Source organism: Streptomyces sp. NPDC096046 (assembly GCF_040303285.1).
Lineage (GTDB): Bacteria > Actinomycetota > Actinomycetes > Streptomycetales > Streptomycetaceae > Streptomyces.
In genome coordinates this window covers 59,386-81,694 of sequence record NZ_JBEOSZ010000003.1, presented here as the reverse complement: position 1 = coordinate 81,694, position 22,309 = coordinate 59,386, and the positions used below count along the sequence as shown (strand labels likewise).

Annotated in this window: 23 protein-coding genes and 1 riboswitch; of the genes, 13 read left to right on the top strand and 10 right to left on the bottom strand. The window is 71.5% G+C overall.

The genetic code is table 11. The features are described from left to right. The first annotated feature begins 16 nt into the window (after positions 1–16). The 10 genes from pyrH to ABTX62_RS04110 all read left to right on the top strand — a co-directional run bounded on the left by pyrH (position 17) and on the right by ABTX62_RS04110 (position 9,223). Positions 17–775, top strand: coding sequence for a UMP kinase (gene pyrH / locus ABTX62_RS04155; RefSeq protein WP_352114731.1), 759 nt, complete (start codon positions 17–19; stop codon positions 773–775). Positions 776–942: 167 nt separating this feature from the next. Further along, entirely contained in the window at positions 943–1,500 is a 558-nt protein-coding gene (gene frr, locus ABTX62_RS04150) for a ribosome recycling factor (RefSeq protein ID WP_031120910.1), read from the top strand. After that, positions 1,500–2,627 carry a phosphatidate cytidylyltransferase gene (locus ABTX62_RS04145; RefSeq protein ID WP_352114730.1) on the top strand — a complete coding sequence of 376 codons (1,128 nt, stop codon included), beginning with the start codon at positions 1,500–1,502 and terminating at the stop codon, positions 2,625–2,627. The genes frr and ABTX62_RS04145 overlap by 1 nt, the downstream gene beginning before the upstream one ends. Positions 2,628–2,742: 115 nt before the next feature. Beyond that, positions 2,743–3,192 (top strand): SRPBCC family protein, encoded by a 450-nt coding sequence (locus tag ABTX62_RS04140; protein WP_352114729.1) that lies wholly within the window; start codon positions 2,743–2,745, stop codon positions 3,190–3,192. A 174-nt stretch (positions 3,193–3,366) separates the two neighbouring features. Further along, on the top strand, positions 3,367–4,473 hold the full coding sequence (rlmN, locus tag ABTX62_RS04135; protein ID WP_352114728.1) for a dual-specificity RNA methyltransferase RlmN: 1,107 nt from the start codon (positions 3,367–3,369) through the stop codon (positions 4,471–4,473). Positions 4,474–4,512: 39 nt separating this feature from the next. Then, positions 4,513–4,619: riboswitch (TPP riboswitch) on the top strand. Between the two features lie 76 nt (positions 4,620–4,695). Beyond that, a complete protein-coding gene (locus tag ABTX62_RS04130) occupies positions 4,696–5,781 on the top strand; it encodes a thiamine ABC transporter substrate-binding protein (RefSeq protein ID WP_352114727.1) in 1,086 nt (361 codons plus the stop codon). Then, positions 5,757–7,421 carry an ABC transporter permease gene (locus ABTX62_RS04125; RefSeq protein WP_352114726.1) on the top strand — a complete coding sequence of 555 codons (1,665 nt, stop codon included), beginning with the start codon at positions 5,757–5,759 and terminating at the stop codon, positions 7,419–7,421. The genes ABTX62_RS04130 and ABTX62_RS04125 overlap by 25 nt, the downstream gene beginning before the upstream one ends. After that, the gene (locus ABTX62_RS04120) at positions 7,421–8,437 is read left to right on the top strand and encodes an ABC transporter ATP-binding protein (RefSeq protein ID WP_352114725.1); all 1,017 of its coding nucleotides are present in this window, start codon (positions 7,421–7,423) and stop codon (positions 8,435–8,437) included. Before ABTX62_RS04125 ends, ABTX62_RS04120 begins: the two co-directional genes overlap by 1 nt. Before the next feature lie 393 nt (positions 8,438–8,830). Next, positions 8,831–9,001: a hypothetical protein gene (locus ABTX62_RS04115; RefSeq protein WP_352114724.1), complete on the top strand. Its 171-nt coding sequence runs from the start codon at positions 8,831–8,833 to the stop codon at positions 8,999–9,001. 12 nt (positions 9,002–9,013) lie between these two features. Then, a complete protein-coding gene (locus tag ABTX62_RS04110; protein ID WP_352114723.1) occupies positions 9,014–9,223 on the top strand; it encodes a hypothetical protein in 210 nt (69 codons plus the stop codon). 252 nt (positions 9,224–9,475) lie between these two features. On the opposite strand, the gene ABTX62_RS04105 is transcribed toward ABTX62_RS04110, so the two are convergent. From ABTX62_RS04105 to ABTX62_RS04075, 7 genes are all read right to left on the bottom strand, one after another. Next, complete coding sequence (locus ABTX62_RS04105) at positions 9,476–10,171, bottom strand: LAETG motif-containing sortase-dependent surface protein (RefSeq protein WP_352114855.1); 696 nt, start codon at positions 10,169–10,171, stop codon at positions 9,476–9,478. 155 nt (positions 10,172–10,326) lie between these two features. Beyond that, complete coding sequence (locus ABTX62_RS04100; RefSeq protein WP_352114722.1) at positions 10,327–11,448, bottom strand: LOG family protein; 1,122 nt, start codon at positions 11,446–11,448, stop codon at positions 10,327–10,329. A 27-nt stretch (positions 11,449–11,475) separates the two neighbouring features. Beyond that, positions 11,476–11,883, bottom strand: coding sequence for a VOC family protein (locus tag ABTX62_RS04095; protein ID WP_352114721.1), 408 nt, complete (start codon positions 11,881–11,883; stop codon positions 11,476–11,478). Positions 11,884–12,005: 122 nt separating this feature from the next. Beyond that, entirely contained in the window at positions 12,006–13,628 is a 1,623-nt protein-coding gene (locus ABTX62_RS04090) for a hypothetical protein (RefSeq protein WP_352114720.1), read from the bottom strand. Then, positions 13,610–14,359 carry an ABC transporter ATP-binding protein gene (locus ABTX62_RS04085; RefSeq protein WP_352114719.1) on the bottom strand — a complete coding sequence of 250 codons (750 nt, stop codon included), beginning with the start codon at positions 14,357–14,359 and terminating at the stop codon, positions 13,610–13,612. Before ABTX62_RS04085 ends, ABTX62_RS04090 begins: the two co-directional genes overlap by 19 nt. Before the next feature lie 209 nt (positions 14,360–14,568). Further along, positions 14,569–15,930 (bottom strand): aspartate aminotransferase family protein, encoded by a 1,362-nt coding sequence (locus ABTX62_RS04080; protein ID WP_352114718.1) that lies wholly within the window; start codon positions 15,928–15,930, stop codon positions 14,569–14,571. Between the two features lie 19 nt (positions 15,931–15,949). Then, positions 15,950–16,489, bottom strand: a complete 540-nt coding sequence (locus ABTX62_RS04075; RefSeq protein ID WP_283970295.1) for an Lrp/AsnC family transcriptional regulator — start codon at positions 16,487–16,489, stop codon at positions 15,950–15,952. A 164-nt stretch (positions 16,490–16,653) separates the two neighbouring features. Between ABTX62_RS04075 and ABTX62_RS04070 the strand changes: the two genes are divergently transcribed. Continuing rightward, positions 16,654–18,093, top strand: coding sequence for a gamma-aminobutyraldehyde dehydrogenase (locus tag ABTX62_RS04070; protein WP_352114717.1), 1,440 nt, complete (start codon positions 16,654–16,656; stop codon positions 18,091–18,093). 324 nt (positions 18,094–18,417) lie between these two features. Here the strand turns inward: ABTX62_RS04070 and ABTX62_RS04065 are convergent, their stop codons facing one another. Together ABTX62_RS04065 and ABTX62_RS04060 are read right to left on the bottom strand one after the other, a co-directional pair. After that, positions 18,418–19,143 carry a glycerophosphodiester phosphodiesterase gene (locus ABTX62_RS04065; RefSeq protein WP_352114716.1) on the bottom strand — a complete coding sequence of 242 codons (726 nt, stop codon included), beginning with the start codon at positions 19,141–19,143 and terminating at the stop codon, positions 18,418–18,420. Next, positions 19,140–20,201 (bottom strand): adenosine deaminase, encoded by a 1,062-nt coding sequence (locus ABTX62_RS04060; protein ID WP_352114715.1) that lies wholly within the window; start codon positions 20,199–20,201, stop codon positions 19,140–19,142. The genes ABTX62_RS04065 and ABTX62_RS04060 overlap by 4 nt, the downstream gene beginning before the upstream one ends. Before the next feature lie 231 nt (positions 20,202–20,432). Here ABTX62_RS04060 and ABTX62_RS04055 point away from each other — a divergent pair, with 231 nt between their 5' ends. Continuing rightward, a complete protein-coding gene (locus ABTX62_RS04055; RefSeq protein WP_352114714.1) occupies positions 20,433–21,128 on the top strand; it encodes a DUF4190 domain-containing protein in 696 nt (231 codons plus the stop codon). Positions 21,129–21,195: 67 nt separating this feature from the next. Next, positions 21,196–21,660 carry a DUF4190 domain-containing protein gene (locus ABTX62_RS04050; RefSeq protein ID WP_352114713.1) on the top strand — a complete coding sequence of 155 codons (465 nt, stop codon included), beginning with the start codon at positions 21,196–21,198 and terminating at the stop codon, positions 21,658–21,660. Between the two features lie 52 nt (positions 21,661–21,712). On the opposite strand, the gene ybiA is transcribed toward ABTX62_RS04050, so the two are convergent. Further along, positions 21,713–22,288: a riboflavin biosynthesis intermediates N-glycosidase gene (gene ybiA / locus ABTX62_RS04045; protein WP_352114712.1), complete on the bottom strand. Its 576-nt coding sequence runs from the start codon at positions 22,286–22,288 to the stop codon at positions 21,713–21,715. Between the last annotated feature and the right edge of the window lie 21 nt (positions 22,289–22,309).

The window sequence follows — 22,309 nt, the reverse complement described above, 5'->3', positions numbered from 1 at the left end:
AGAGGCGGGATCCCCCATGACCACCAAGGCCCAGAAGAGCGACGACGGCAAAGTACGCGGCCGGTTTCTGCTGAAGCTGTCCGGAGAGGCCTTCTCCGGCGGCGGCGGCCTTGGCGTCGACCCCGACGTGGTGCACAAGATCGCCCGCGAGATCGCGGCCGTCGTGCGTGACGGTGCGCAGATCGCGGCCGTCATCGGCGGCGGCAACTTCTTCCGCGGTGCCGAACTCCAGCAGCGCGGCATGGACCGGGCCCGCTCCGACTACATGGGCATGCTCGGCACGGTCATGAACTGCCTCGCCCTCCAGGACTTCCTGGAGAAGGTGGGCGTGGACTGCCGAGTGCAGACCGCCATCACCATGGGACAGGTCGCCGAGCCGTACATCCCGCTGCGCGCCGTGCGGCACCTGGAGAAGGGCCGCGTGGTCATCTTCGGGGCCGGGATGGGCATGCCGTACTTCTCCACCGACACCACCGCCGCGCAGCGCGCCCTGGAGATCGACGCCGAGGCACTGCTGATGGGCAAGAACGGTGTGGACGGGGTCTACGACTCCGACCCCAAGACCAACCCGGACGCGGTGAAGTTCGATCACCTCGGCTACGGCGAGGTGATCACGCGCGATCTGAAGGTCGCCGACGCCACGGCCGTGACGCTGTGCCGCGACAACAAGCTCCCGATCGTGGTCTTCGAGCTGCTGGCGGAGGGCAACATCGCACGCGCCGTCAAGGGTGAGAAGATCGGCACGCTGGTGGGGGACCCCGGCAGCCGGGACTGAGGTTCCGGAGAACAACCCCGTCCGGGGGACGGACGGGACGGAGCCGGGCCGGGGGATGGACAATGTCCTGCCGGTCGGGAACCGTGCAGGAAGAAGACGCGACGCAGCCGGCCGCCGCCCCACATGGAACCGCAGCCGGGCCTACTCAAGACACGCAGGAGCAAGTGGTGATCGAAGAGACCCTCCTCGAGGCCGAGGAGAAGATGGAGAAGGCCGTCGTGGTCGCCAAGGAGGACTTCGCCGCGATCCGCACCGGCCGTGCGCACCCGGCGATGTTCAACAAGATCGTGGCCGACTACTACGGCGCGCCGACCCCGATCAACCAGCTGGCCTCGTTCTCGGTGCCCGAGCCGCGCATGGCCGTGGTGACCCCGTTCGACAAGAGCGCGCTGCGCAACATCGAGCAGGCGATCCGCGACTCCGACCTGGGCGTCAACCCGAGCAACGACGGCAACATCATCCGGGTGGTGTTCCCCGAGCTGACCGAGGAGCGCCGCCGCGAGTACATCAAGGTGGCCAAGAGCAAGGGTGAGGACGCCAAGGTCTCCATCCGCTCCGTGCGCCGCAAGGCCAAGGACGCCATCGACAAGCTGATCAAGGACGGCGAGGTCGGCGAGGACGAGGGCCGCCGTGCCGAGAAGGAGCTCGACGACACCACCGCGAAGTACGTCGCGCAGGTGGACGAGCTCCTGAAGCACAAGGAAGCGGAGCTGCTCGAGGTCTGATGAACGACTCTTCCTGGGGGGCGCCGCCACAGGCCGGCCACTGGGGGCCCACCGACCACGGGCATGGTCAGGGGCACGTCCAGGGCGCAGGCCACGGGCACGTCCAGGGGGCCGTCCCGACGGGTCCCGCATACGATGCGTATGAAGCGCCTCAGACTCGCCCCATGCCCATCGTGCCCGACGTGACCGCATTCGGCGGAAACCAGGATGACGACCGGGGGGCTGCTCGGCTGAGCGGCCCCCCGGTCCGAAACGACACGAATCCGGAGCCCATGCCCGACGCCCCGCAGCCGGCGCCCAAGCCGCCGAAGAAGAGCGCGGGTCGCGACCTGAGTGCCGCGATAGGGGTCGGTGTCGGGCTCGGTGCGGTGATCGTCGCGTCGCTGTTCGTCGTCAAGGCCGTCTTCGTCGGCGTCGTAGCGGTGGCCGTCGTGGTGGGCCTGTGGGAGCTGACCACGCGGCTGGAGGAACGCAAGGGCATCCGGGCGCCCCTCGTGCCGCTCGCGCTCGGCGGTGCCGCGATGATCGTCGCCGGGTACGTCCGGGGTGCCGAGGGCGCGTGGGTGGCGATGGCGCTCACGGCGCTGGCCGTCCTGGTCTGGCGCATGACGGAACCGCCCGAGGGCTACCTGAGGGACGTCACCGCGGGCCTCTTCGCGGCGTTCTACGTGCCGTTCCTGGCGACGTTCGTGGCGATGATGCTGACCGCGGACGACGGTCCCGAACGGGTGCTCACCTTCCTGCTGCTCACGGTCGTCAGCGACACCGGGGCCTACGCCGTCGGCTGGCGGTTCGGCCGGCACAAGCTCGCCCCGCGCATCAGCCCCGGCAAGACCCGCGAGGGCCTGCTCGGCGCGATCTCCTTCGCCATGGTCGCGGGGGCGCTGTGCACGCAGTTCCTCATCGACGACGGCGCCTGGTGGCAGGGTCTGGTGCTGGGCCTCGCGGTCGCGGTCACCGCCACGCTCGGCGACCTCGGCGAGTCCATGATCAAGCGGGATCTCGGCATCAAGGACATGGGCACGCTGCTGCCGGGTCACGGCGGCATCATGGACCGGCTCGACTCGCTGCTGCCCACGGCTCCGGTGGTGTGGCTGCTGCTCGTGCTGTTCGTCGGGTCCGGCTGAGGCGATCTCTTTCGGCGAGCCCCTGCCCCACCGGGCGGGGGCTCGCCGCCGTCTCGGGAAGACGCCCGGGGACCGAAGTGGGACGATTCAGATGTACCTCCCAAAGGAGGCCGTCATGGCCATCATCCGAGAGAGCATCGACGTCGACCGCCGGCCCGAGGAGGTCTACCAGTACGTCATGGACGCTTCGCGCCTGCCGGAGTGGCAGCTGAGCGCCGTGTCCGCGGAGCGTCTCGACGAGGGGCCCGTCGGTGTCGGCACCAAGGTCCGTGTGACCCGGCACGTCGGCCGCCGCGTCATGCCGATGACCATGGAGGTCACCGAGTACGACCCGCCCCGCAGCTGGGGCATGCGCGGCATCGACGGCCCCGTCCGTGCCCAGGTGCACGGCGAGGTCGAACCCTACGACGAGGGGCGTCGCTCGCACGTCACGATCGACATCGACCTGGAGGGCCACGGCATGGGCAAGGTCCTGGTCCCCCTCGTCGTACGCCCCCAGGTCCGCAAGGAACTCCCGCGCAACGAGCAGCTCCTCAAGGACCGGCTGGAGCACGCGGGCGGATAGGCCGTCGCCGTCCCCGGTGGCGCAGCCTTCCCTCACGGGCCCGCCTACCCTGCCGCAGCTTCATCCCCGGGCCGTCCGAAGCCGGCCAAAGCTGACCGGCAGCACACACAGGTGACCGCCCCCACCCCGATCCGGCCTGGGCCCCCAGAGTTGATCTGCGACACTGGGAGGGTTATGCCTGCACCCGGAGAACTCACTTTCGTCGCCCCGCGCGGAGCCAAGAAGCCGCCGCGGCATCTCGCCGACCTCACTCCTGCCGAGCGCAAGGAGGCCGTTGCCGCTGTCGGGGAGAAGCCGTTTCGTGCCAAGCAGCTCTCTCAGCACTACTTCGCGCGGTACGCGCATGATCCGGAGCAGTGGACCGACATTCCGGCCGGTGCGCGGGGGAAGCTGCGGGAAGCGCTGCTGCCGGAGCTGATGACGGTCGTGCGGCATCTGTCGACCGACGAGGGCACCACCCGCAAGACGCTGTGGCGGCTGTTCGACGGGACGCTCGTCGAGTCCGTGCTGATGCGCTACCCGGACCGCGTGACCATGTGCATCAGCTCCCAGGCCGGATGCGGGATGAACTGCCCGTTCTGTGCGACCGGGCAGGCGGGGCTCGACCGGAATCTGTCCACCGCCGAGATCGTGCACCAGATCGTGGACGGCATGCGGGCACTCAGGGACGGTGAGGTGCCGGGCGGGCCCGCGCGGCTCAGCAACATCGTCTTCATGGGCATGGGCGAGCCGCTCGCCAACTACAACCGGGTCGCCGGCGCCATTCGGCGGCTCACCGACCCCGAGCCGGACGGGGTGGGCCTCTCGCAGCGCGGCATCACCGTCTCGACGGTAGGGCTCGTCCCGGCCATCCACCGCTTCTCCGGCGAGGGCTTCAAGTGTCGCCTGGCCATCTCGCTGCACGCCCCCGACGACGAGCTGCGCGACACCCTCGTGCCCGTGAACACGCGCTGGAAGGTCCGCGAGGTGCTGGACGCCGGCTTCGAGTACAGCGCCAAGTCCGGCCGCCGGCTGTCCATCGAGTACGCGCTGATCCGGGACATCAACGACCAGGCGTGGCGTGGTGACCGGCTCGGCCGGATGCTCAAGGGCAGACCGGTGCACGTCAACCTGATCCCGCTGAACCCGACGCCCGGGTCGAAGTGGACGGCTTCCCGGCCCGAGGACGAGAAGGCGTTCGTCGAGGCCATCGCCGCCCATGGTGTGCCGGTGACGATCCGGGACACCCGTGGTCAGGAGATCGACGGGGCGTGTGGTCAGCTCGCGGCCACCGAACGGTAGTCTGACCGTCGTAAGCACACCCTCATATTCGACATCTGCATATTCCGACAGGGGAGCGCCACAGCGCTGAGAGTGCGGCACACGGCCGCAGACCCTCCGAACCTGGCCCAGGTCATTCTGGGTAGGGAGATCGGTCACCACTCGAGCTGTTGCGCCCTGCCCGGGACCTCACAAGTCCCGGGCAGGGCCGCGTCTTCTCCTGGTCACTCCAGGAGGAATCCAGTGAGCATCAACACAAAGCGGCTGACGGCGGCGGTCGTCGGGCTCGGCCTGGCCGGCACACTCGCCGCGTGCGGATCGTCCGACGGCGGACAGGGGTCCGGTGACTCCAAGACCGTGACGCTCGTCAGCCACGACTCGTGGGCCGCGTCCAAGGACGTCATCGCGGCCTTCGAGAAGCAGTCCGGCTACAAGGTCGACGTCCTGAAGGACGGCGACGCCGGGCAGGCCGTGAACAAGGCCATCCTGACCAAGGACAACCCCCAGGGCGACGTCTTCTTCGGCGTCGACAACACCCTGCTGTCCCGCGCCCTCGACAACGGCCTCTTCCAGCCCTACGAGCCCAAGGGCTCGGACCGGATCAAGGCCGAGTACCAGGTCGACCAGGAGCAGCACCGGGTCACGCCCATCGACACCGGCGACATCTGCGTCAACTACGACAAGAAGTACTTCACCGACCACGACCTGCGGCCGCCGCGCGACTTCGACGACCTGGTCAAGCCGCAGTACAAGAACCTGCTCGTCACCGAGAACGCCTCCGCCTCCTCGCCCGGCCTCGGTTTCCTGCTCGGCACCGCCGCACAGTACGGCGACGACGGCTGGGAGGGGTACTGGAAGAAGCTCAAGGCCAACGGTGTGAAGGTCGTCGACGGCTGGGAGCAGGCCTACAACGAGGAGTTCTCCGGCTCGGCCGGCGGCAAGAAGGCCAAGGGCGACCGGCCGCTCGTCGTGTCCTACGCCTCCTCGCCGCCCGCCGAGGTCGTCTTCGCCGACCCGAGGCCGAGCACGGCGCCGACCGGGGTCGCCGAGGGCACCTGCTTCCGGCAGGTCGAGTACGCGGGACTGCTCAGCAACGCCGAGAACCCCAAGGGCGGCAAGGCGCTCCTGGACTTCCTGATCAGCGAGCGGTTCCAGCAGGACATGCCGATGAACATGTTCGTGTACCCGGTGCGCGAGGGCGTCCAGGTGCCGCCGGAGTTCGTGACGTACGGGCCGCAGGCGAAGGACCCCGAGACCATGGACCCGGCGAAGATCGCCGACCACCGCGACCAGTGGGTCAAGTCGTGGACCTCACTCGTCCTGAAGTAGCCGTTCGGCGGCGGGGCGCGGCGGCGCGGTTCGGTCTGCTGGCCGTGCCCGTCGCGTTCTTCGCGGTCTTCTTCGCCTACCCCGTCGCCGCGATCGTCGCGCGCGGCCTGAAAGCCGACGGGACCTGGCACCTCGGGCGGATCGGGGACGTGCTGGCGCAGTCCGGCGTCCGGCACGTCCTGTGGTTCACCACCTGGCAGGCGGTGGTCTCCACTGTGCTCACGCTGCTCGTCGCGCTCCCCGGCGCGTACGTCTTCGCGCGCCTCGACTTCCCCGGCAAGCAGGCCCTGAGGGCGGTCGTCACCGTCCCGTTCGTCCTGCCGACGGTCGTCGTCGGTACGGCGTTCCTGGCGCTGGTCGGGCGGGGCGGGCCGCTCGACGAGCTGTGGGGCGTACGTCTGGACACCACGGTGTGGGCGATCCTGCTCGCGCACGTCTTCTTCAACTACGCGGTCGTCGTCCGCACCGTCGGAGGGCTCTGGGCGCAGCTCGACCCCCGTCAGGAGGAGGCCGCCCGGATGCTCGGGGCGTCCCCGCTGAAGGCCTGGCGGCAGGTCACCCTGCCCGCCCTCGCCCCGGCCGTGGCCGCCGCCGCGCTCATGGTCTTCCTGTTCACCTTCACCTCCTTCGGCGTCGTGCAGATCCTCGGCGGGCCCACCTTCTCCACCCTCGAGGTGGAGATCTACCGGCAGACGTCCGAGATCTTCGACCTGTCCACCGCTGCCGTGCTCACCATGATCCAGTTCGTGGCGGTGGGCGCGATCCTCGCGGTGCACGCCTGGACCGTGCGACGGCGGGAGACCGCGCTGCGGCTGGTGGACGCGTCCGTGACCGCGCGCCGGCCCCGAGGCGCGGGGCAGTGGGCGATGCTCGGCGGGGTGCTCGTCACCGTCGCCTTGCTGCTCGTGCTCCCGCTGGCCGTGCTGGTGCAGCGTTCTCTGGGGGCGCCGGGCCTCGGCTACTACCGGGCGCTGACCCGCGAGGACGGGGGAGTGTTCCTGGTCCCGCCGATCGAGGCGATCGGCAACAGCCTGTCGTACGCCGTCGCCGCCACGCTCATCGCCGTGGCGATCGGCGGTCTCGCCGCGGTCGCGCTCACCCGCCGGGACGCCGGGCGGTTCGTGCGCGGCTTCGACGCGCTGCTGATGCTGCCGCTCGGGGTGTCCGCGGTGACCGTCGGCTTCGGGTTCCTGATCTCCCTCGACGAGCCGCCGCTGGACCTCAGGTCGTCCTGGATCCTGGTGCCGCTCGCGCAGGCGCTGGTCGGGGTGCCGTTCGTGGTGCGGACCATGCTGCCCGTGCTGCGGGCGGTGGACGTGCGGCTGCGGGAGGCGGCCTCGGTGCTCGGGGCCTCACCCTGGCGGGTGTGGCGGGAGGTGGACCTGCCGATGGTGCGGCGGGCGCTGCTGATCGCGGCCGGGTTCGCCTTCGCCGTGTCGCTCGGGGAGTTCGGCGCCACGGTGTTCATCGCACGGCCCGACCGGCCGACGCTGCCGGTGGCCGTGGCCCGGCTGCTCGGGCGGCCCGGGGATCTCAACTACGGCCAGGCGATGGCCCTGTCGACGATTCTGATGGTGGTGTGCGCCGTGGCCCTGCTCGTGCTGGAGAAGCTCCGTACGGACCGGACGGGGGAGTTCTGATGCTGGCTCTGCGGGGGGCGACGGTTCGCTTCGGAGGGCGTGCCGTGCTGGACGCCGTCGATCTGGAGGTCGCCGAGCACGAGGTCGTGTGTGTGCTCGGGCCCAGCGGCAGCGGCAAGTCGACCCTGCTGCGGGCGGTGGCCGGGCTGCAACCCCTCGACTCCGGGCGGGTGGTGCTCGACGGGCGCGACCAGGCGGGCGTGCCGGCGCACCGGCGGGGGGTCGGGCTGATGTTCCAGGACCATCAGCTGTTCCCGCAGCGGGACGTGGGCGGCAACGTGGCCTTCGGCCTGCGGATGCACGGCGAGCCGAGGCGGCGGCAGGCCGAGCGGGTGCGGGAGTTGCTGGACCTCGTGGGGCTGCCGGGTGCGGGCCGCCGGGCCGTCGCCGCACTGTCCGGTGGGGAGCAGCAGCGGGTGGCGCTGGCCCGGGCCCTGGCGCCGAGCCCCCGGCTGCTGATGCTGGACGAGCCGCTGGGGCAGCTCGACCGGTCGCTGAGGGAGCGGCTGGTTGTCGAACTGAGGGAACTGTTCGGCCGGTTGGGCACCACCGTGCTCGCGGTGACGCACGATCAGGGGGAGGCCTTCGCGCTGGCCGACCGGGTCGTGGTGATGCGGGACGGGCGGATCGCCCAGTCCGGGACGCCCCTCGATGTGTGGCAACGGCCCGCCGACGCGTTCGTCGCCCGTTTCCTCGGCTTCGAGAACGTGGTCGAGGCGACGGTCGGGGCGGAGGCCGCGGACACGCCGTGGGGCAAGGTGCCGGTGCCCGAGGGTGCCCCGCACGGGACGCGCACGCTGCTCGTACGCCCGGCCGGAGTGCGCCTGGTGCCCGCTGACACGGGCCTGCGCTGCACGGTGACCGCCCGCACCTTCAGGGGCACCCACGTCGCCGTCCATCTCCAGCCCGAGGACGCCCCGCGCCTGGAGGCGGCGTGCGCGCTGCGGGCCGCGCCGGAGGTCGGGGACGCGGTCGGAGTGGAGTTCGACCCGGCCGACATCGTGGTGCTCGGCTGATCGCTTCCGGCTCGGGGGGCCGGGCATGATGCCGCTCGCGCAGGACCGCTGAGGCGACGAGATCGCCCGCCGGGTCGGCCTGTTGAGGTCCGGCGTGACGTCGGGCACCGATCTGTCCGGCACCGTGTCCACCTGGCCCACCTGCCCCGGCTGATCGCTTCCGGCTCGGGGGGCCGGGCATGACGCCGCTCGCGCAGGACCGCTGAGGCGACGAGATCGCCCGCCGGGTCGGCCTGTTGAGGTCCGGCGTGACCTCGGGCATGTCCGGCACCGTGTCCACCTGGCCCACCTGTCCCACCCGCCCCGGCTGACCGCTGGAGGACCTGGTCCGGCATACGGGCGGAGCCCTGCGCAGGGTGGAGTGCATCGCGCGGGACCCGGGTCCAGGGGGAGGTGCCCGAGGAGCGGGTGCCGCGTCTCGCGGGAGCAGCGGCCCGGGGCGACGCCGGGGTGCCGGATGCGTGGCCGCCGGAGAGCGGCGAGCAGGTCGTCGCGGCGCTGCGCGAGGCCGGACCGGCCACCGAAGTGTGGGCCCGGGCGGGGACCCGCAGCTCCGGGGGCTGAGCCCGCCGGGTGATGCCCGAGTTCACCGTGCACCGCGCGGACGCCACGCTCGCCGCGGGGCTGCCCCGAGAGGTCGCGCCCGAGGTGGCCGCCGACACGGTCCACGGGTGGCCGCGGAGCGTCCGGCACGTGCGGCGGACCGCGCCGGACGACGACGTGAGGGACCTGCGCGGCCCGGACCGCAGCATCCAGCTGCATGCCGCCGACACGGGCCCGGAGTGAACGGCGAGTGGCTCGGCGAGCTCACCGAGGACGGTGTCTCCTGGCGCCGCGGCACGAGAGCCACGGTCGCCCTGCGCGGACCGCTCGCCTCCGTGCTGCTTCTGCCGCCGGCTCCCGCCGGACACCGAGGAGGCGGGTGCTCGGCGACCGGGAGCTGCCGGAGTCTTGGCTGGAGCGGGCAACGTTCGGATGAGACGGGACGTGGCCCGCCCCCGGGTCGGGGGACGGGCCACGTCACGGTGTGCGCGGGCGTCAGCTGTCGCTGTTCGTCCCGCGACGGCGCATGCCGAAGAACACCGCACCGCCACCGACGACGACCAGGGCCGCCGCGATGCCGGCGATGACGCCGGTGTTGGAGTCGGCACCGGTCTCGGCGAGGTGGGAGTCACCGGCCGGGGCGGGCACGTTGCCCGCCGGCGAGGTGCTCTGGCTCTCCGACGGCTCCGGAGCCGGGGTCTCGGTCTCCTCGGCCGGCTTCGACGGGGCGGCCGACGGGGTCGGCGTCGCCGGGGGAGTCGAGACCGGGGGAGTCGAAGCCGGGGGCTTCTCCTCCTTCTTGCAGGCGGTGGCCGGAGTGACGAGGTTCGGCTTGATGTCCTCGTCGACGTAGCGCGCGGCCTTGACGTGGATGCGGTACTCGGCGTTCGGCTTCCAGTCGTCGGCGAAGGTGATGGTGGTGCCCTCGCGCGAGCCCCTCACCACCTGCTCGCCGATCTTCTTCACGTCGGCGCCGTTGTTCTCCAGGTACACGCTGACCGTGGCCGGGATGCCGGCGGGGTCCACGTCGGTGACGGTGATGACGCCCTTGTCGCCGTCGCACTTGGCCTCGGCGGAGAACTCGGTGATGTCGCAGGCGAGCGCGTTGCCGGCGGTGCCGAGCGCGAGCGCGGCCGAGGCGGAGACGACACCGAGGACGCGCACGGCACGTGCGCGGCGGGATACGGACAGAACTGCCACGTTTGTCCTTTACGGGATTGCTCAAGCGGGGGGTTGAGGCAGTGTTGACTGAACATCAGCACTACCGGGAGGCTCACAGGTCTATAAGCGCTGCATAAGTAGTGTCAACGCATGGGCGGCTTGCCGGCACTTGCTTTGCCTTCTTATTAACCGCCAAGACGTTTCAGCGCCTCCGGCGCTTCCTCGATCCGCTCCACCAGCGCGATGCGCGCCTCCATCGAACGCTCCCGGGCCAGCGAACGGAGCAGCGGCCACGCGGGCAGCTTCTCCGTCCAGTGCGTGCGGTTCACCAGCACCATCGGCGTCGGCTCGCCGCGCGACTCGTAGTAGTTGGGCGTCGCGTTGTCGAAGATCTCCTGCACGGTCCCGGCGGCGCCCGGGAGGAACACCACACCCGCGTTGCACCGGGCCAGCAGGCCGTCCTCGCGGGTGGCGTTGGCGAAGTACTTGGCGATGTGGGAGGCGAAGGCGTTGGGCGGTTCGTGGCCGTAGAACCAGGTGGGGATGCCGACCGAGCGGCCGCCGTGGGGCCGGCGGGCGCGCACCTCGAAGGCGGCCGAGGCCCACTGGGTGATCGACGGGGTGAAGTGCGGTGCCGTGCCGAGGAGTTCCAGTGACTCGGTGAGCATCTCGTCGTCGAAGGGGGCCGCGTAGGCACCGAGGTTCGCGGCCTCCATCGCGCCCGGTCCACCGCCGGTGGCGATCGTGAAGCCGGCGCGGGCCAGTTCCCGGCCGAGCCGTGCGGCACCGGCGTACTCCTCGGTGCCGCGCGCCATCGCGTGGCCGCCCATCACCCCCACGACCCGGGCGCCGGACAGGAGTTCGTCGAGGGCGTCCGAGACGGAGTCGTCGTGGACCGCGCGCAGCATGGAGGCGTAGATGTCGCCGTCCGCCTTCGTGCGCTGGAACCAGGCGTAGGCCAGGGCGTCGGGCGTGGCCTCGTAACCGTCGGCCAGCGACGCGAAGAGTTCGTCCGGGGAGTAGACCAGGCCGCGGTACGGGTCGAACGGCAGGCCCGGGACCGGCGGGAAGACCAGTGCGCCCTCCCCGCGGATCTTCGCGGCCGCCTCCTCGCGCATCGCGCAGCCGAGGAAGAGCGCGCCCGCCGTGTCCGTGCCGAGCAATTCGCGCGTACGGTCCGTGAGGTCGACGGCCTGGACGCGGTATCCGGCGAGCGAACCGCGCGCCGCGACGGTCGCGTCGAACTCCTCGAGCGTCTCTATCTCACGGTCGTCATGGTGGGCCGCATGGGCGGGCATCGTCTGCACTCGCCCATGCTGGCACAGCGCCGCCGCTCAGCCCTGGACGGCCGCCGGGTCCATCCACACGACCTCGAAGGTGTGGCCGTCGACGTCGTCGAACGCGCGGCCGTACATGAAGCCGTGGTCCTGGGTCTCACCGGAGACGGAACCGCCCGCCGCGACCGCCTTCTCGACCAGCTCGTCGACTTTGTCGCGGCTCTCGGCGCTCAGCGCGAGCAGCACCTCGCTGGTCTTCGTCGAGTCCGCGACCTCCTTCCTGGTGAACTGGAGGTACTTCTCCTTGGTGTGCACCATGACCACGATGGTGTCGCTGATCACGACCGAGGCGGTCGTGTCGTCGCTGAACTGGTCGTTGATCGTGAAGCCCAGCTCCGTGAAGAACTTCTTCGAGGCGTCCAGGTCGCCGGTGCACAGGTTCACGAAGATCATCTGCTGGTACATGCGAGGTTTCTCCCATCAAGTCCGTGCCGTTACGCGGGGGATAGACCGGGTGCCGGTCCGGAACTCATCGGCCTGCGGAGATTTTTTTTGCGTAGGAGTTTTCCCAGGGGCCGCGGCGGGGCTCAGCGCGCCAGGGGCAGCGCGGCGAGTTCCGCGACCGTCAGGGAGAGGGGACCGAAGAGGGCGAGCAGCGCGCCCGCGCGGAGGGCGGCGGCACTGCGCAGCATCGTGGCGGGGGCGCCGAGGCGCAGCAGCGCGGCGGTGGTGCCGGCACGGGCCTGCCGGGCCTCGACGGCGGCCGTGAGGAGCGTCGCCACGGTGCAGCCGGCCACGAGGAGCACGCCGAGGGTGGTGAGCGGACCGAGCGAGAGCCCGTGCGGGGCGTGCAGCAGAGCCATGGCCCACGCGGCGGACGCGACCGCGCAGACGACGCCCAGGGGACGCCCGATGCGGACGGACTCCGCCATGAGGATGCGGCCGGCCAGGAGCCGCAGGGCGCCCGGGCGGGCCGACTGGAGCAGCCGCCCGCACAGGTGGGTCAGGCCCGGACCGGCCAGGGCCAGGCCGACGGCGGCCAGCGCCCAGCCCGCCATCACGCCGGGGGAGGCACCGGAGAAGCCGAGGTCGGGCGGGGTGGGGGCGGTGCGGCTCGTGGAGGTCTCCACGGCCAGGCCCGCGGCCAGCACGGTGATGCCCCAGGGGAGACCGGAGGGGGCGGCGGTGCTGTCCGGCAGGGCCGCCTCGTGGGCGGGGCCGTCGAGGGCGTCGGGCGCGTCGGCGGTCGGGCCGGTGTGCCGTGCCAGGGCACCGGCGGGGCTGATGGCGCCGGCCGCGTCCGGTGCCGCGGCGCGCGGGCTGAGCCCTTGAGCGGATTCTGCGGCCGGGCCCCTCGCATCCGTCGGCTCCGGTGAGGCCGAGGCCGGGTGCGGGGTGCCGGGCGCGGTGACCTCCACGGCCGCGTCCCCGGCGCCCGGGTGCGCCGCGGGTGGCCGAGGGGGATCCGCGACCGCGTTCACCGACCCACCGGAACCGGCGACCGCGGCCGGGACCGACCCGCTGGTCCGGGCCGCCGGCGGGCCGCTCTTCGGGGGGGACCCGGCGGTGCCGCCGGTCCCCGGCCGGGCGAGCTGCCGGCCGAACCGGCCGTACGCCCCGAAGGTCTCGCGGGCGCTGGTGCGCCGGTAGGCGCCGAAGCGGCCGTACATCCGGGCCGGCCCGGACCGGGCGGGCGCCGCCTCGCGCGGCCGCAGGACCAGCGCCACCGCCACCGACGCGCCGACGGGCACGAGCGCCAGCAGGGTCAGGGCGGCCGGCAGCGGCAGGGGCTGGTCCGCGGCGAGCCACGCGGCGGCGGCGCCGTCGAAGGGCATGCCCCTCAGGTCGCCCCGCAGGTGCAGGAAGACCAGCAGGGCCACCATCGAGCCGAGGGTGCAGGACAGAGCGGTCGTCGTCGCCGAGACGGCCATCATGCGCACCGGCCCGAGACCGATCGCCGAGAGGCCGGGGCGGGGCTCGGTGCCCGGGTCGGTACGGGCCACCGCGACCGCGAAGTACACCGTGGCGGCCAGGGGCGCCGTGCACCAGGCCAGCCGCAGCAGGGCGGAACCGGGGGCGCCGGGGTGGCCCAGCCCGTAGCCGAGGGCGCAGAGCAGCAGGAATCCCGTGCCCGCCGAGGCGGCCGCGACCAGGAGGCGGCGCAGTTGGACGGCTGGGTGGGCGCCGCGGGTCAGACGGAGAGCGAGCACGCTGCCCGGCCTTCCGGCTCGGTGCTCTCGCTGACCGGAGGCAGGTGCACCGTCTGCACGCGCCGCCCGTCCAGCAGGGACACCGTGCGGTCGGCGAGGGCCGCGGTCTCCGCGTCGTGGGTGGCCAGGACGACGGTGATGCGGTGGGAGCGGGCCGCCGTGGTGAGGGTGCGCAGCACATGGGCGCGGTCGGCGCGGTGCAGGGGCGCCGTGGGCTCGTCGGCGAACAGGACCGAGGGCGCGGGGGCCAGGGCGCGGGCGATGCAGACCCGCTGGCGCTCGGCCTGCACCAGTTGGTGCGGGCGTTTGCGGGCGCTGTCGCCGATGTCCAGGCGCTCCAGCCACTCCAGGGCGGCGGTCTTGGCGCGCCGCCTGCTGGTGCCGCGCAGCATCAGCGGCAGGGCGGTGTTCTCCCAGACGTTGAGCTCCGCGACCAGGGAGGGCGCCGGGTCGATCCAGCCGAAGCGATCGCGGCGCAGCCGCTCGCGGGTGAGGGTGCCCATGGTGTGCACGGGCACGCTGTTGAACCAGACCTCGCCGCGCCGGACGGGCTCCAGACCGGACAGGCACCGCAGCAGGGTCGTCTTGCCGCTGCCGCGCGGGCCGCCGATGGCGAGGATCTCGCCCTCCCGCACGCCGAGCGAGACGCCGCAGAGCGCGGGTGAGCCGTCGTCGTGCTGGAAGTGCAGGGCGCGTGCCCAGAGCACGTCGTTGTCCGGCGGGGCCTCCATGCGCGTACACCTCGGTTCAGATCCGTAGTTCCCGTGTCCATCCCCCGTGCGGGGGAACGAAGGCAGGGCCGATCGGTCACTGGGCACGCTAGGCAGAAGGCGGCGGGACGCCGGAGAGCACGCGGCCCCGGGCCACCGTTTCTCACTCGAACGGGCGGCACCGGGGGCCGGTGTTGATCATCCAGAAAGACGATCTGAGCGACGGGGCGTCAGAGCTTGGTCCACGCCTCCGAGAGGGTGGCGCGCAGGATCTGCTCGATCTCGTCGAACGTCGACTGGTCGGAGATCAGCGGCGGGGCGAGCTGGACGACCGGGTCGCCGCGGTCGTCGGCGCGGCAGTACAGGCCGTTGTCGTACAGCGCCTTGGAGAGGAAGCCGTACAGGACGCGCTCGGTCTCCTCGTCGTTGAAGGACTCCTTGGTGTGCTTGTCCTTCACCAGTTCGATGCCGTAGAAGAAGCCGTTGCCGCGGACGTCGCCGACGATCGGCAGGTCGTGGAGCTTCTCCAGGGTGGCGCGGAAGTTGCCCTCGTTGTCCAGGACGTGCTGGTTGAGGTTCTCGCGCTCGAACAGGTCGAGGTTGGCCAGGCCCACGGCCGCGGAGACCGGGTGGCCGCCGAAGGTGTAGCCGTGCAGGAAGGTGTTGTCGCCCTTGTAGAACGGCTCGGCGAGGCGGTCGGAGATGACGCACGCGCCGATGGGGGAGTAGCCCGAGGTCATGCCCTTGGCGCAGGTGATCATGTCCGGCACGTAGTCGAACTTGTCGCAGGCGAAGTAGGTGCCCAGGCGGCCGAAGGCGCAGATGACCTCGTCCGAGACGAGCAGTACGTCGTACTGGTCGCAGATCTCGCGGACCCGCTGGAAGTAGCCGGGTGGGGGTGGGAAGCAGCCGCCCGCGTTCTGCACCGGCTCCAGGAAGACCGCGGCGACGGTGTCCGGGCCCTCGAAGAGGATCTGCTGCTCGATCTGGTCGGCGGCCCAGCGGCCGTAGGCCTCGGGGTCGTCGCCGTGGATCGGGGCGCGGTAGATGTTGGTGTTCGGGACCTTGTGGGCGCCCGGGACCAGCGGCTCGAAGGGGGCCTTCAGGGCCGGCAGGCCGGTGATGGACAGGGCGCCCTGCGGGGTGCCGTGGTAGGCGACCGCACGTGAGATGACCTTGTGCTTGGTGGGCTTGCCGACCAGCTTGAAGTACTGCTTGGCGAGCTTCCAGGCGGTCTCGACCGCCTCGCCGCCGCCGGTGGTGAAGAAGACCTTGTTCAGGTCGCCCGGCGCGTGCCCGGCGAGACGCTCGGCCAGCTCGACGGCCTTGGGGTGCGCGTAGGACCACACCGGGAAGAACGCGAGCTCCTGTGCCTGCTTGAAGGCGGTCTCGGCGAGCTCGACCCGGCCGTGTCCGGCCTGCACCACGAAGAGACCGGCGAGGCCGTCCAGGTAGCGCTTGCCCTTGTCGTCGTAGATGTACGTGCCCTCGCCCCGGACGATGGTGGGAACGGGGGCCTTCTCGTACGACGACATACGCGTGAAGTGCATCCACAGGTGGTCGTACGCGGTCTGGGAGAGGTCCTTGCTCACGGCTATCGGGTCCTCACGGTTATCGGGTTCCCCACATGTAGGTCTGCTTCTTGAGCTTCAGGTAGACGAAGCTCTCGGTGGAGCGCACTCCGGGCACCGCCCGAATGCGTTTGTTGATGACGTCCAGGAGGTGGTCGTCGTCCTCGCAGACGATCTCCACCATCAGGTCGAAGGAGCCCGCGGTCATCACCACGTACTCGCATTCGGACATGGCCGACAGCGCGTCGGCGACCGACTCCACGTCGCCCTCCACGTTGACGCCGACCATCGCCTGTCTGCGGAAGCCCACGGTGAGCGGGTCCGTGACGGCGACGATCTGCATCACGCCCTGATCGAGCAGCTTCTGGACGCGCTGGCGCACGGCCGCTTCGGACAGGCCCACGGCCTTGCCGATGGCGGCGTACGGCCGACGGCCGTCCTCCTGGAGCTGCTCGATGATGGCGAGGGAGACGGCGTCCAGCTGCGGCGAGCTGCCGTTCCTGGACTCGCGGGAGGACTCGCGGTGCTCCCGCGAGCCCTTCTGGTCTGCGCTTCGACTGGCCACGAGGTCACTGTGCACGAGGTCTCGTCACTTCCGCAAGCCTCGATCGATGAAATCCGTTGTCTGTGTCCCCTATACCTGCGGATTCCGCACGATCGAAGGGAGTGGGGGTGTTGAAAACGTGGGGCGGCCGACTAGGGTGGGTGTCTCAAGTACTGGACATCCGAACTGGAGGGCCGGCAGTGAGCACCGAGCTGCGTCGCTTGCGCAACTACATCGGCGGTGAGTTCCGGGACGCCGCCGACGGGCGGACCACCGAGGTGGTCAATCCCGCGACGGGCGAGGCGTACGCGACCGCTCCGCTGTCCGGGCAGGCGGACGTGGACGCCGCCATGGCGGCGGCCGCCGAGGCCTTTCCCGGCTGGCGCGACACCACGCCCGCCGAGCGTCAGAAGGCCCTGCTGAAGATCGCGGACGCCTTCGAGGAGCGCGCCGAGGAACTGATCGCGGCCGAGGTGGAGAACACGGGCAAGCCGGTCGGGCTGACCCGCTCCGAGGAGATCCCGCCGATGGTCGACCAGATCCGCTTCTTCGCGGGGGCGGCGCGGATGCTCGAAGGCCGCTCGGCCGGTGAGTACATGGAGGGCCTGACCTCCATCGTGCGCCGCGAGCCGGTCGGCGTCTGCGCCCAGGTCGCGCCGTGGAACTACCCGATGATGATGGCCGTGTGGAAGTTCGCCCCGGCGATCGCGGCGGGCAACACCGTCGTGCTGAAGCCGTCCGACACCACCCCTGCCTCGACGGTCCTCATGGCCGAGATCATCGGCTCGATCGTCCCCAAGGGCGTCTTCAACGTCATCTGCGGCGACCGCGACACCGGCCGCCTGATGGTCGAGCACGACACCCCGGCCATGGCCTCCATCACCGGTTCCGTGCGGGCGGGCATCCAGGTCGCCGAGTCCGCGGCCAAGGACGTCAAGCGTGTCCACCTGGAGCTGGGCGGCAAGGCGCCGGTCCTGGTCTTCGAGGACACCGACATCGCCAAGGCCGTCGAGGACATCTCGGTCGCGGGTTACTTCAACGCCGGCCAGGACTGCACCGCCGCCACGCGCGTGCTCGTCCACGAGTCCATCCACGACGAGTTCGTCTCCGCGCTCGCGAAGGCCGCCTCCGAGACCAAGACCGGGCAGCCGGACGACGAGGAGGTGCTGTTCGGCCCGCTCAACAACCCCAACCAGCTCAAGCAGGTCGAGGGCTTCATCGACCGGCTGCCCGCGCACGCGCGCGTGGAGGCCGGCGGCAAGCGGGTCGGCGACAAGGGCTACTTCTACGCGCCGACCGTCGTCTCGGGCCTGAAGCAGACCGACGAGATCATCCAGCAGGAGGTCTTCGGCCCGGTCATCACCGTGCAGTCCTTCTCCGACGAGGAGCAGGCCGTGGAGTGGGCCAACGGCGTCGAGTACGCGCTGGCCTCCTCGGTGTGGACCAAGGACCACGGCCGCGCCATGCGGATGTCCAAGAAGCTCGACTTCGGCTGTGTGTGGATCAACACGCACATCCCGCTGGTCGCCGAGATGCCGCACGGCGGCTTCAAGAAGTCCGGCTACGGCAAGGACCTCTCCGGGTACGGCTTCGAGGACTACACGCGGATCAAGCACGTGATGACGTCGCTGGACGCGTAGTCACGCGGTGACGTGCCGACGGCCCCGGGCGGACCTCCGCTTCGCCCGGGGCCGTCGTGCGGCCCGAGGAACCCTTTCCGGTGGCCGGTGGCCGGTGGCCGGTGGCCGGTGGCCGGTGATCGACATCGCCTTCGGGGTGTTCGGGGTGGTCCCGCTGAACGTCCTGCGGCAGCGGAAAGCGGCTGGAGGTGCGGACCGCGCCGGTGGCCACCCCGGGTGCTCAGCGGTCATTGAAACGGTTGTCCCGAAACCTCACGCCGTCTCCCCGCGGGTGATCCCTCGTCCGCGGCACCGGCACGGACAGCGCGCCGGTGCCGCAGTACGTCAGGGGCGCGACGCCGGCCGATCCGGCGAGGGTGCCGCGGCGCTCGCGCGAGTGGCGCACAGGACGTCGACGCGGTTCGTCGTGATCGAGTCCACGCCCGCCTGAAGCAGCCGTCGCATCGAGCGGCGTGTGTCGGGGGTCCACACGGACAGCAGCCGGCCGTCGCGGTGCACACGCTCGGCGAGCGGGCGGTCCACCAGCGAGAAGCGGTAGTTGAGCCAGCGCGGGCGGATCGCCTCCAGCAGGACGGGCCGGGGCGGGGCCAGGGTCGTCCAGGTGAGGGCGATCTCGGCGGCCGGATCCGCCGCACGCACGGCGAGCATGACGTCGGCGCCCGCGCAGTAGTAGACGCGGTCCGACGCACCCGCCTCCCCCACGACACCCGTGATCCGGCGCACCGCCCGCACGTCGGGCGAGCCGGGCAGGTCGATCATCACCCGGTGCCCGTCGGTCGCGCTCAGCGCCTCGGCCAGAGTGGGCACCCCGCCGCCGGTCAGCCCGCGCACCTCCTGCGAGGACAGTGCCCGCACCGGCCGTTCGTGCTCCCACAGCCGCTTCAGTGTCGCGTCGTGCAGCAACACCGGCACGCCGTCCCGGGTGAGCCGTACGTCGATCTCCACGGCGTCCGCGCCCCGGCGCAGCGCGGAACGCAGCGAGGCGACGGTGTTCTCGCGGACGCGGTAGGGGTCGCCCCGGTGGGCCACGGCGACCGGGGCGGGCGTCACCGGGAGAGCCACTGCGCGGTGTACGAGTCGATCTCGTGCGTGATCCGGGCCTTGCCGGGCGTGTCCAGGAAGGACGCCTCGACGGCGTTCTTCGCCAGCTCGGCCAGGCCGCGCTCGTCGAGGTCCAGCAGCCGGGCGGCGACCGCGTACTCGTTGTCCAGGTCGGTGCCGAACATCGGCGGGTCGTCGGAGTTGATGGTGACGACGACTCCGGCCCGCACGAACTCCCTGATCGGGTGCTCGTCGAGGGTGCGCACCGCGCGGGTGGCGATGTTCGAGGTCGGACACACCTCCAGCGGGATGCGGTGCTCGGCCAGGTGCGCGAGCAGCTTCGGGTCCTGCGCGGAGCTGGTGCCGTGCCCGATGCGCTCGGCCCGCAGATGGGTCAGCGCGTCCCACACCGTCTGCGGGCCGGTCGTCTCGCCCGCGTGCGGCACGGAGTGCAGTCCCGCGGCGATCGCCCGGTCGAAGTACGGCTTGAACTGCGGGCGTTCCACGCCGACTTCGGGACCGCCGAGACCGAAGGAGACGAGGCCCTCGGGGCGCAGCCGGTCGTCGGTGGCCAGCCGGGTCGTCTCCTCGGCGGCCTCCAGCCCTGCCTCGCCGGGAATGTCGAAGCACCAGCGCAGCACGGTCCCGAAGTCGGCCTCGGCGGCCTTGCGGGCGTCCTCGATCGCGTCCATGAAGGCGCGCTCGTCGATGCCGCGCCGGGTGGACGAGAAGGGGGTGATGGTCAGCTCGGCGTACCGCACCTGCTGCCGGGTCAGGTCCCGGGCCACCTCGTACGTCAGCAGCCGGACGTCCTCCGGGGTGCGGATCAGGTCGACGACCGACAGGTACACGTCGATGAAGTGCGCGAAGTCGGTGAACGTGAAGTAGTCGGCCAGCGCCTCGGGGTCGGTCGGTACCTTCGAGTCGGGGTGCCGCGCGGCCAGTTCGGAGACGATCCGGGGGGAGGCGGAGCCCACGTGGTGCACATGCAGTTCGGACTTGGGCAGTCCGGCGATGAACGCCGACAGGTCGCGCGGGGTGTGGGGGTCGACGAGATGCTGGGTCAAGGTTCCTCCCCGGAACGGCGCTCCGGCCGGCGCAGGGCGGGCGGGCGCGGGTGATCGGCTGATCGATGACTCGGCTTCATCGTATGCGGTGGCACGGCGCCGCTTCCCCGGGGCGCGGGACCTGGCCGGACGTGGCCGCGCCGGGAGGCGACCGGCCGCCGCCCCCGCCCTGTGGCCCGCGTCGCACGGCCCCGTAGCATGGCGGCACGATCGACCCAGGGGGGACGCACGATGACGGACGCCACGCAGCCGGACGGCGGCAGCCACGACCCGTGGGCGCCACCGGAGAGCAAGCCCTCGCTCGACAAGAACCCGGCGCCGCAGCCACCGTCCGTGCACGACCAGGCCACGGTCACCTCCATGCCGGGCTTCACCCCGCCCACCGGCACGCCGCAGTACGACCCGTCCGGCACCGGCACCGGCACGCCGCAGTACAACCCGTCGGGCACCGGCATCCCGCAGTACGACCCGTCCGGCAGCGGCACCGGCGCCGTCCCGCCCCCGCCCGTGGCTCCCACCGGCCCGGGAGCGCCCGGCGGCTACGGCTACCCCGGATATCCCCAGTCCGGCTACGGCTGGCCCGGCATGCCCATGGCCCCTCAGAACGGCATGGGTGTGGCCGCGATGGTGCTCGGCATCATCTCCTGCGCCCTGTTCTGCCTCTACGGCGTGGTTTCCCTGGTCACCGGCATCCTCGCCGTGGTCTTCGGCATCAAGGGCCGCAAGCGCGCCGAGGCCGGGGTGGCCACCAACCACGGTCAGGCCCAGGCCGGTCTGATCATGGGCATCATCGGGATCATCCTCGGCGTCACCGTCATCGTCCTGATCGCCGTCGGCATCACGGCCGCGATCAACAGCGACGACCCCGACGACGACCCGTACTACGGAACCCTCGGTCCGGTGGCCACGGCTCCGTCCCACCGCTGAAACACGGGCTCTGCGGGCCGACTTGGCCACTACGATGCCCTGGTCTGACAACGGAGGGGAGATCGTCATGTCCAACACCAATCCGCCCCCGGGTGGGTTCGGCCCGCCCGCCCAGCCGCCGCAGCAGCCGGCCCCGGGATACGGCTATCCGCAGCAGCCCGGCTCGGGCTACGGCTACCCCCAGGGCAGCCCCGGCTACCCGGCGGCGCCGCCCGTGGGCTACCCGCAGACGCCCGGCTACGGGATGCCCGCGCAGCCGAGCAACGGCATGGGCACCACGGGACTGGTGCTGGGCATCATCGGCGTGGTGTGCAGCGTGACGTTCATCCTGTGGTTCTTCGGCGTGATCCTGGGCATCCTCGCGATCATCTTCGGCGCCGTCGGCCGCGGCAAGGCCACCCGTGGCGAGGCCACCAACAAGGGCGCGGCGACCGCGGGCCTGGTCTGCGGCATCATCGCCACGGTGATCCTGCCGCTGCTGGGCTTCCTGCTGTTCGCCGGCATCATGGGTGGGCTCGGCGCGGCTGCCTGAACGGCGCCCCCGGAGGTTCGGGAGGGGCCGGTCCCCGGGACCGGCCCCTCACTCATGCTCCGGTCGCCCGCAGCCGCTCCCGCGCCTCCATCAGCGCGAACCCCAGCAGATTGGGCCCCCGCCACCGCTGCGGATCGGCCGCCGCCTCGTCGTCCGCGGCAAGACCGATGCCCCACACCCGGTCCACGGGGCTCGCCTCGACCAGCACCCGGTCGCCCGTGCCCAGCAGGTAGCCCAGCAGCTCGGGATGCGCGCCGAACTTGTGGACGCTGCCCTCCACGACGATCCCGAACCGCTCCCGCCGCCAGACTGCCTCGTCGAAGCCGCGTACCAGCCGTCCGGCCTTCTTGGCCTCGGCGGGATGCGCCGCGGCCAGCACGGCGCGCTCCGCCGCCGGGTCCTCGAAGAGCCGGGCCTTGGCGGCCATCATCCAGTGCTCGGCCGTCGCGTACGCCGCCCCGTCGACCGTGAACGGCGCCGGCCACCACTGGCTCAGACAGCTCGCCCCGATCCGGCCGTCCGGCCGCGGCCGGTGCCCCCAGAAGTGCAGAAACCTGATCCTGGCCCCGTCGCGGACCGCCCTGATCAGTGCCTCCTGCGAGCCGACCGCCCCCGTGATCTCCTCCATGCACGCGAGTGTGGCAGGCAC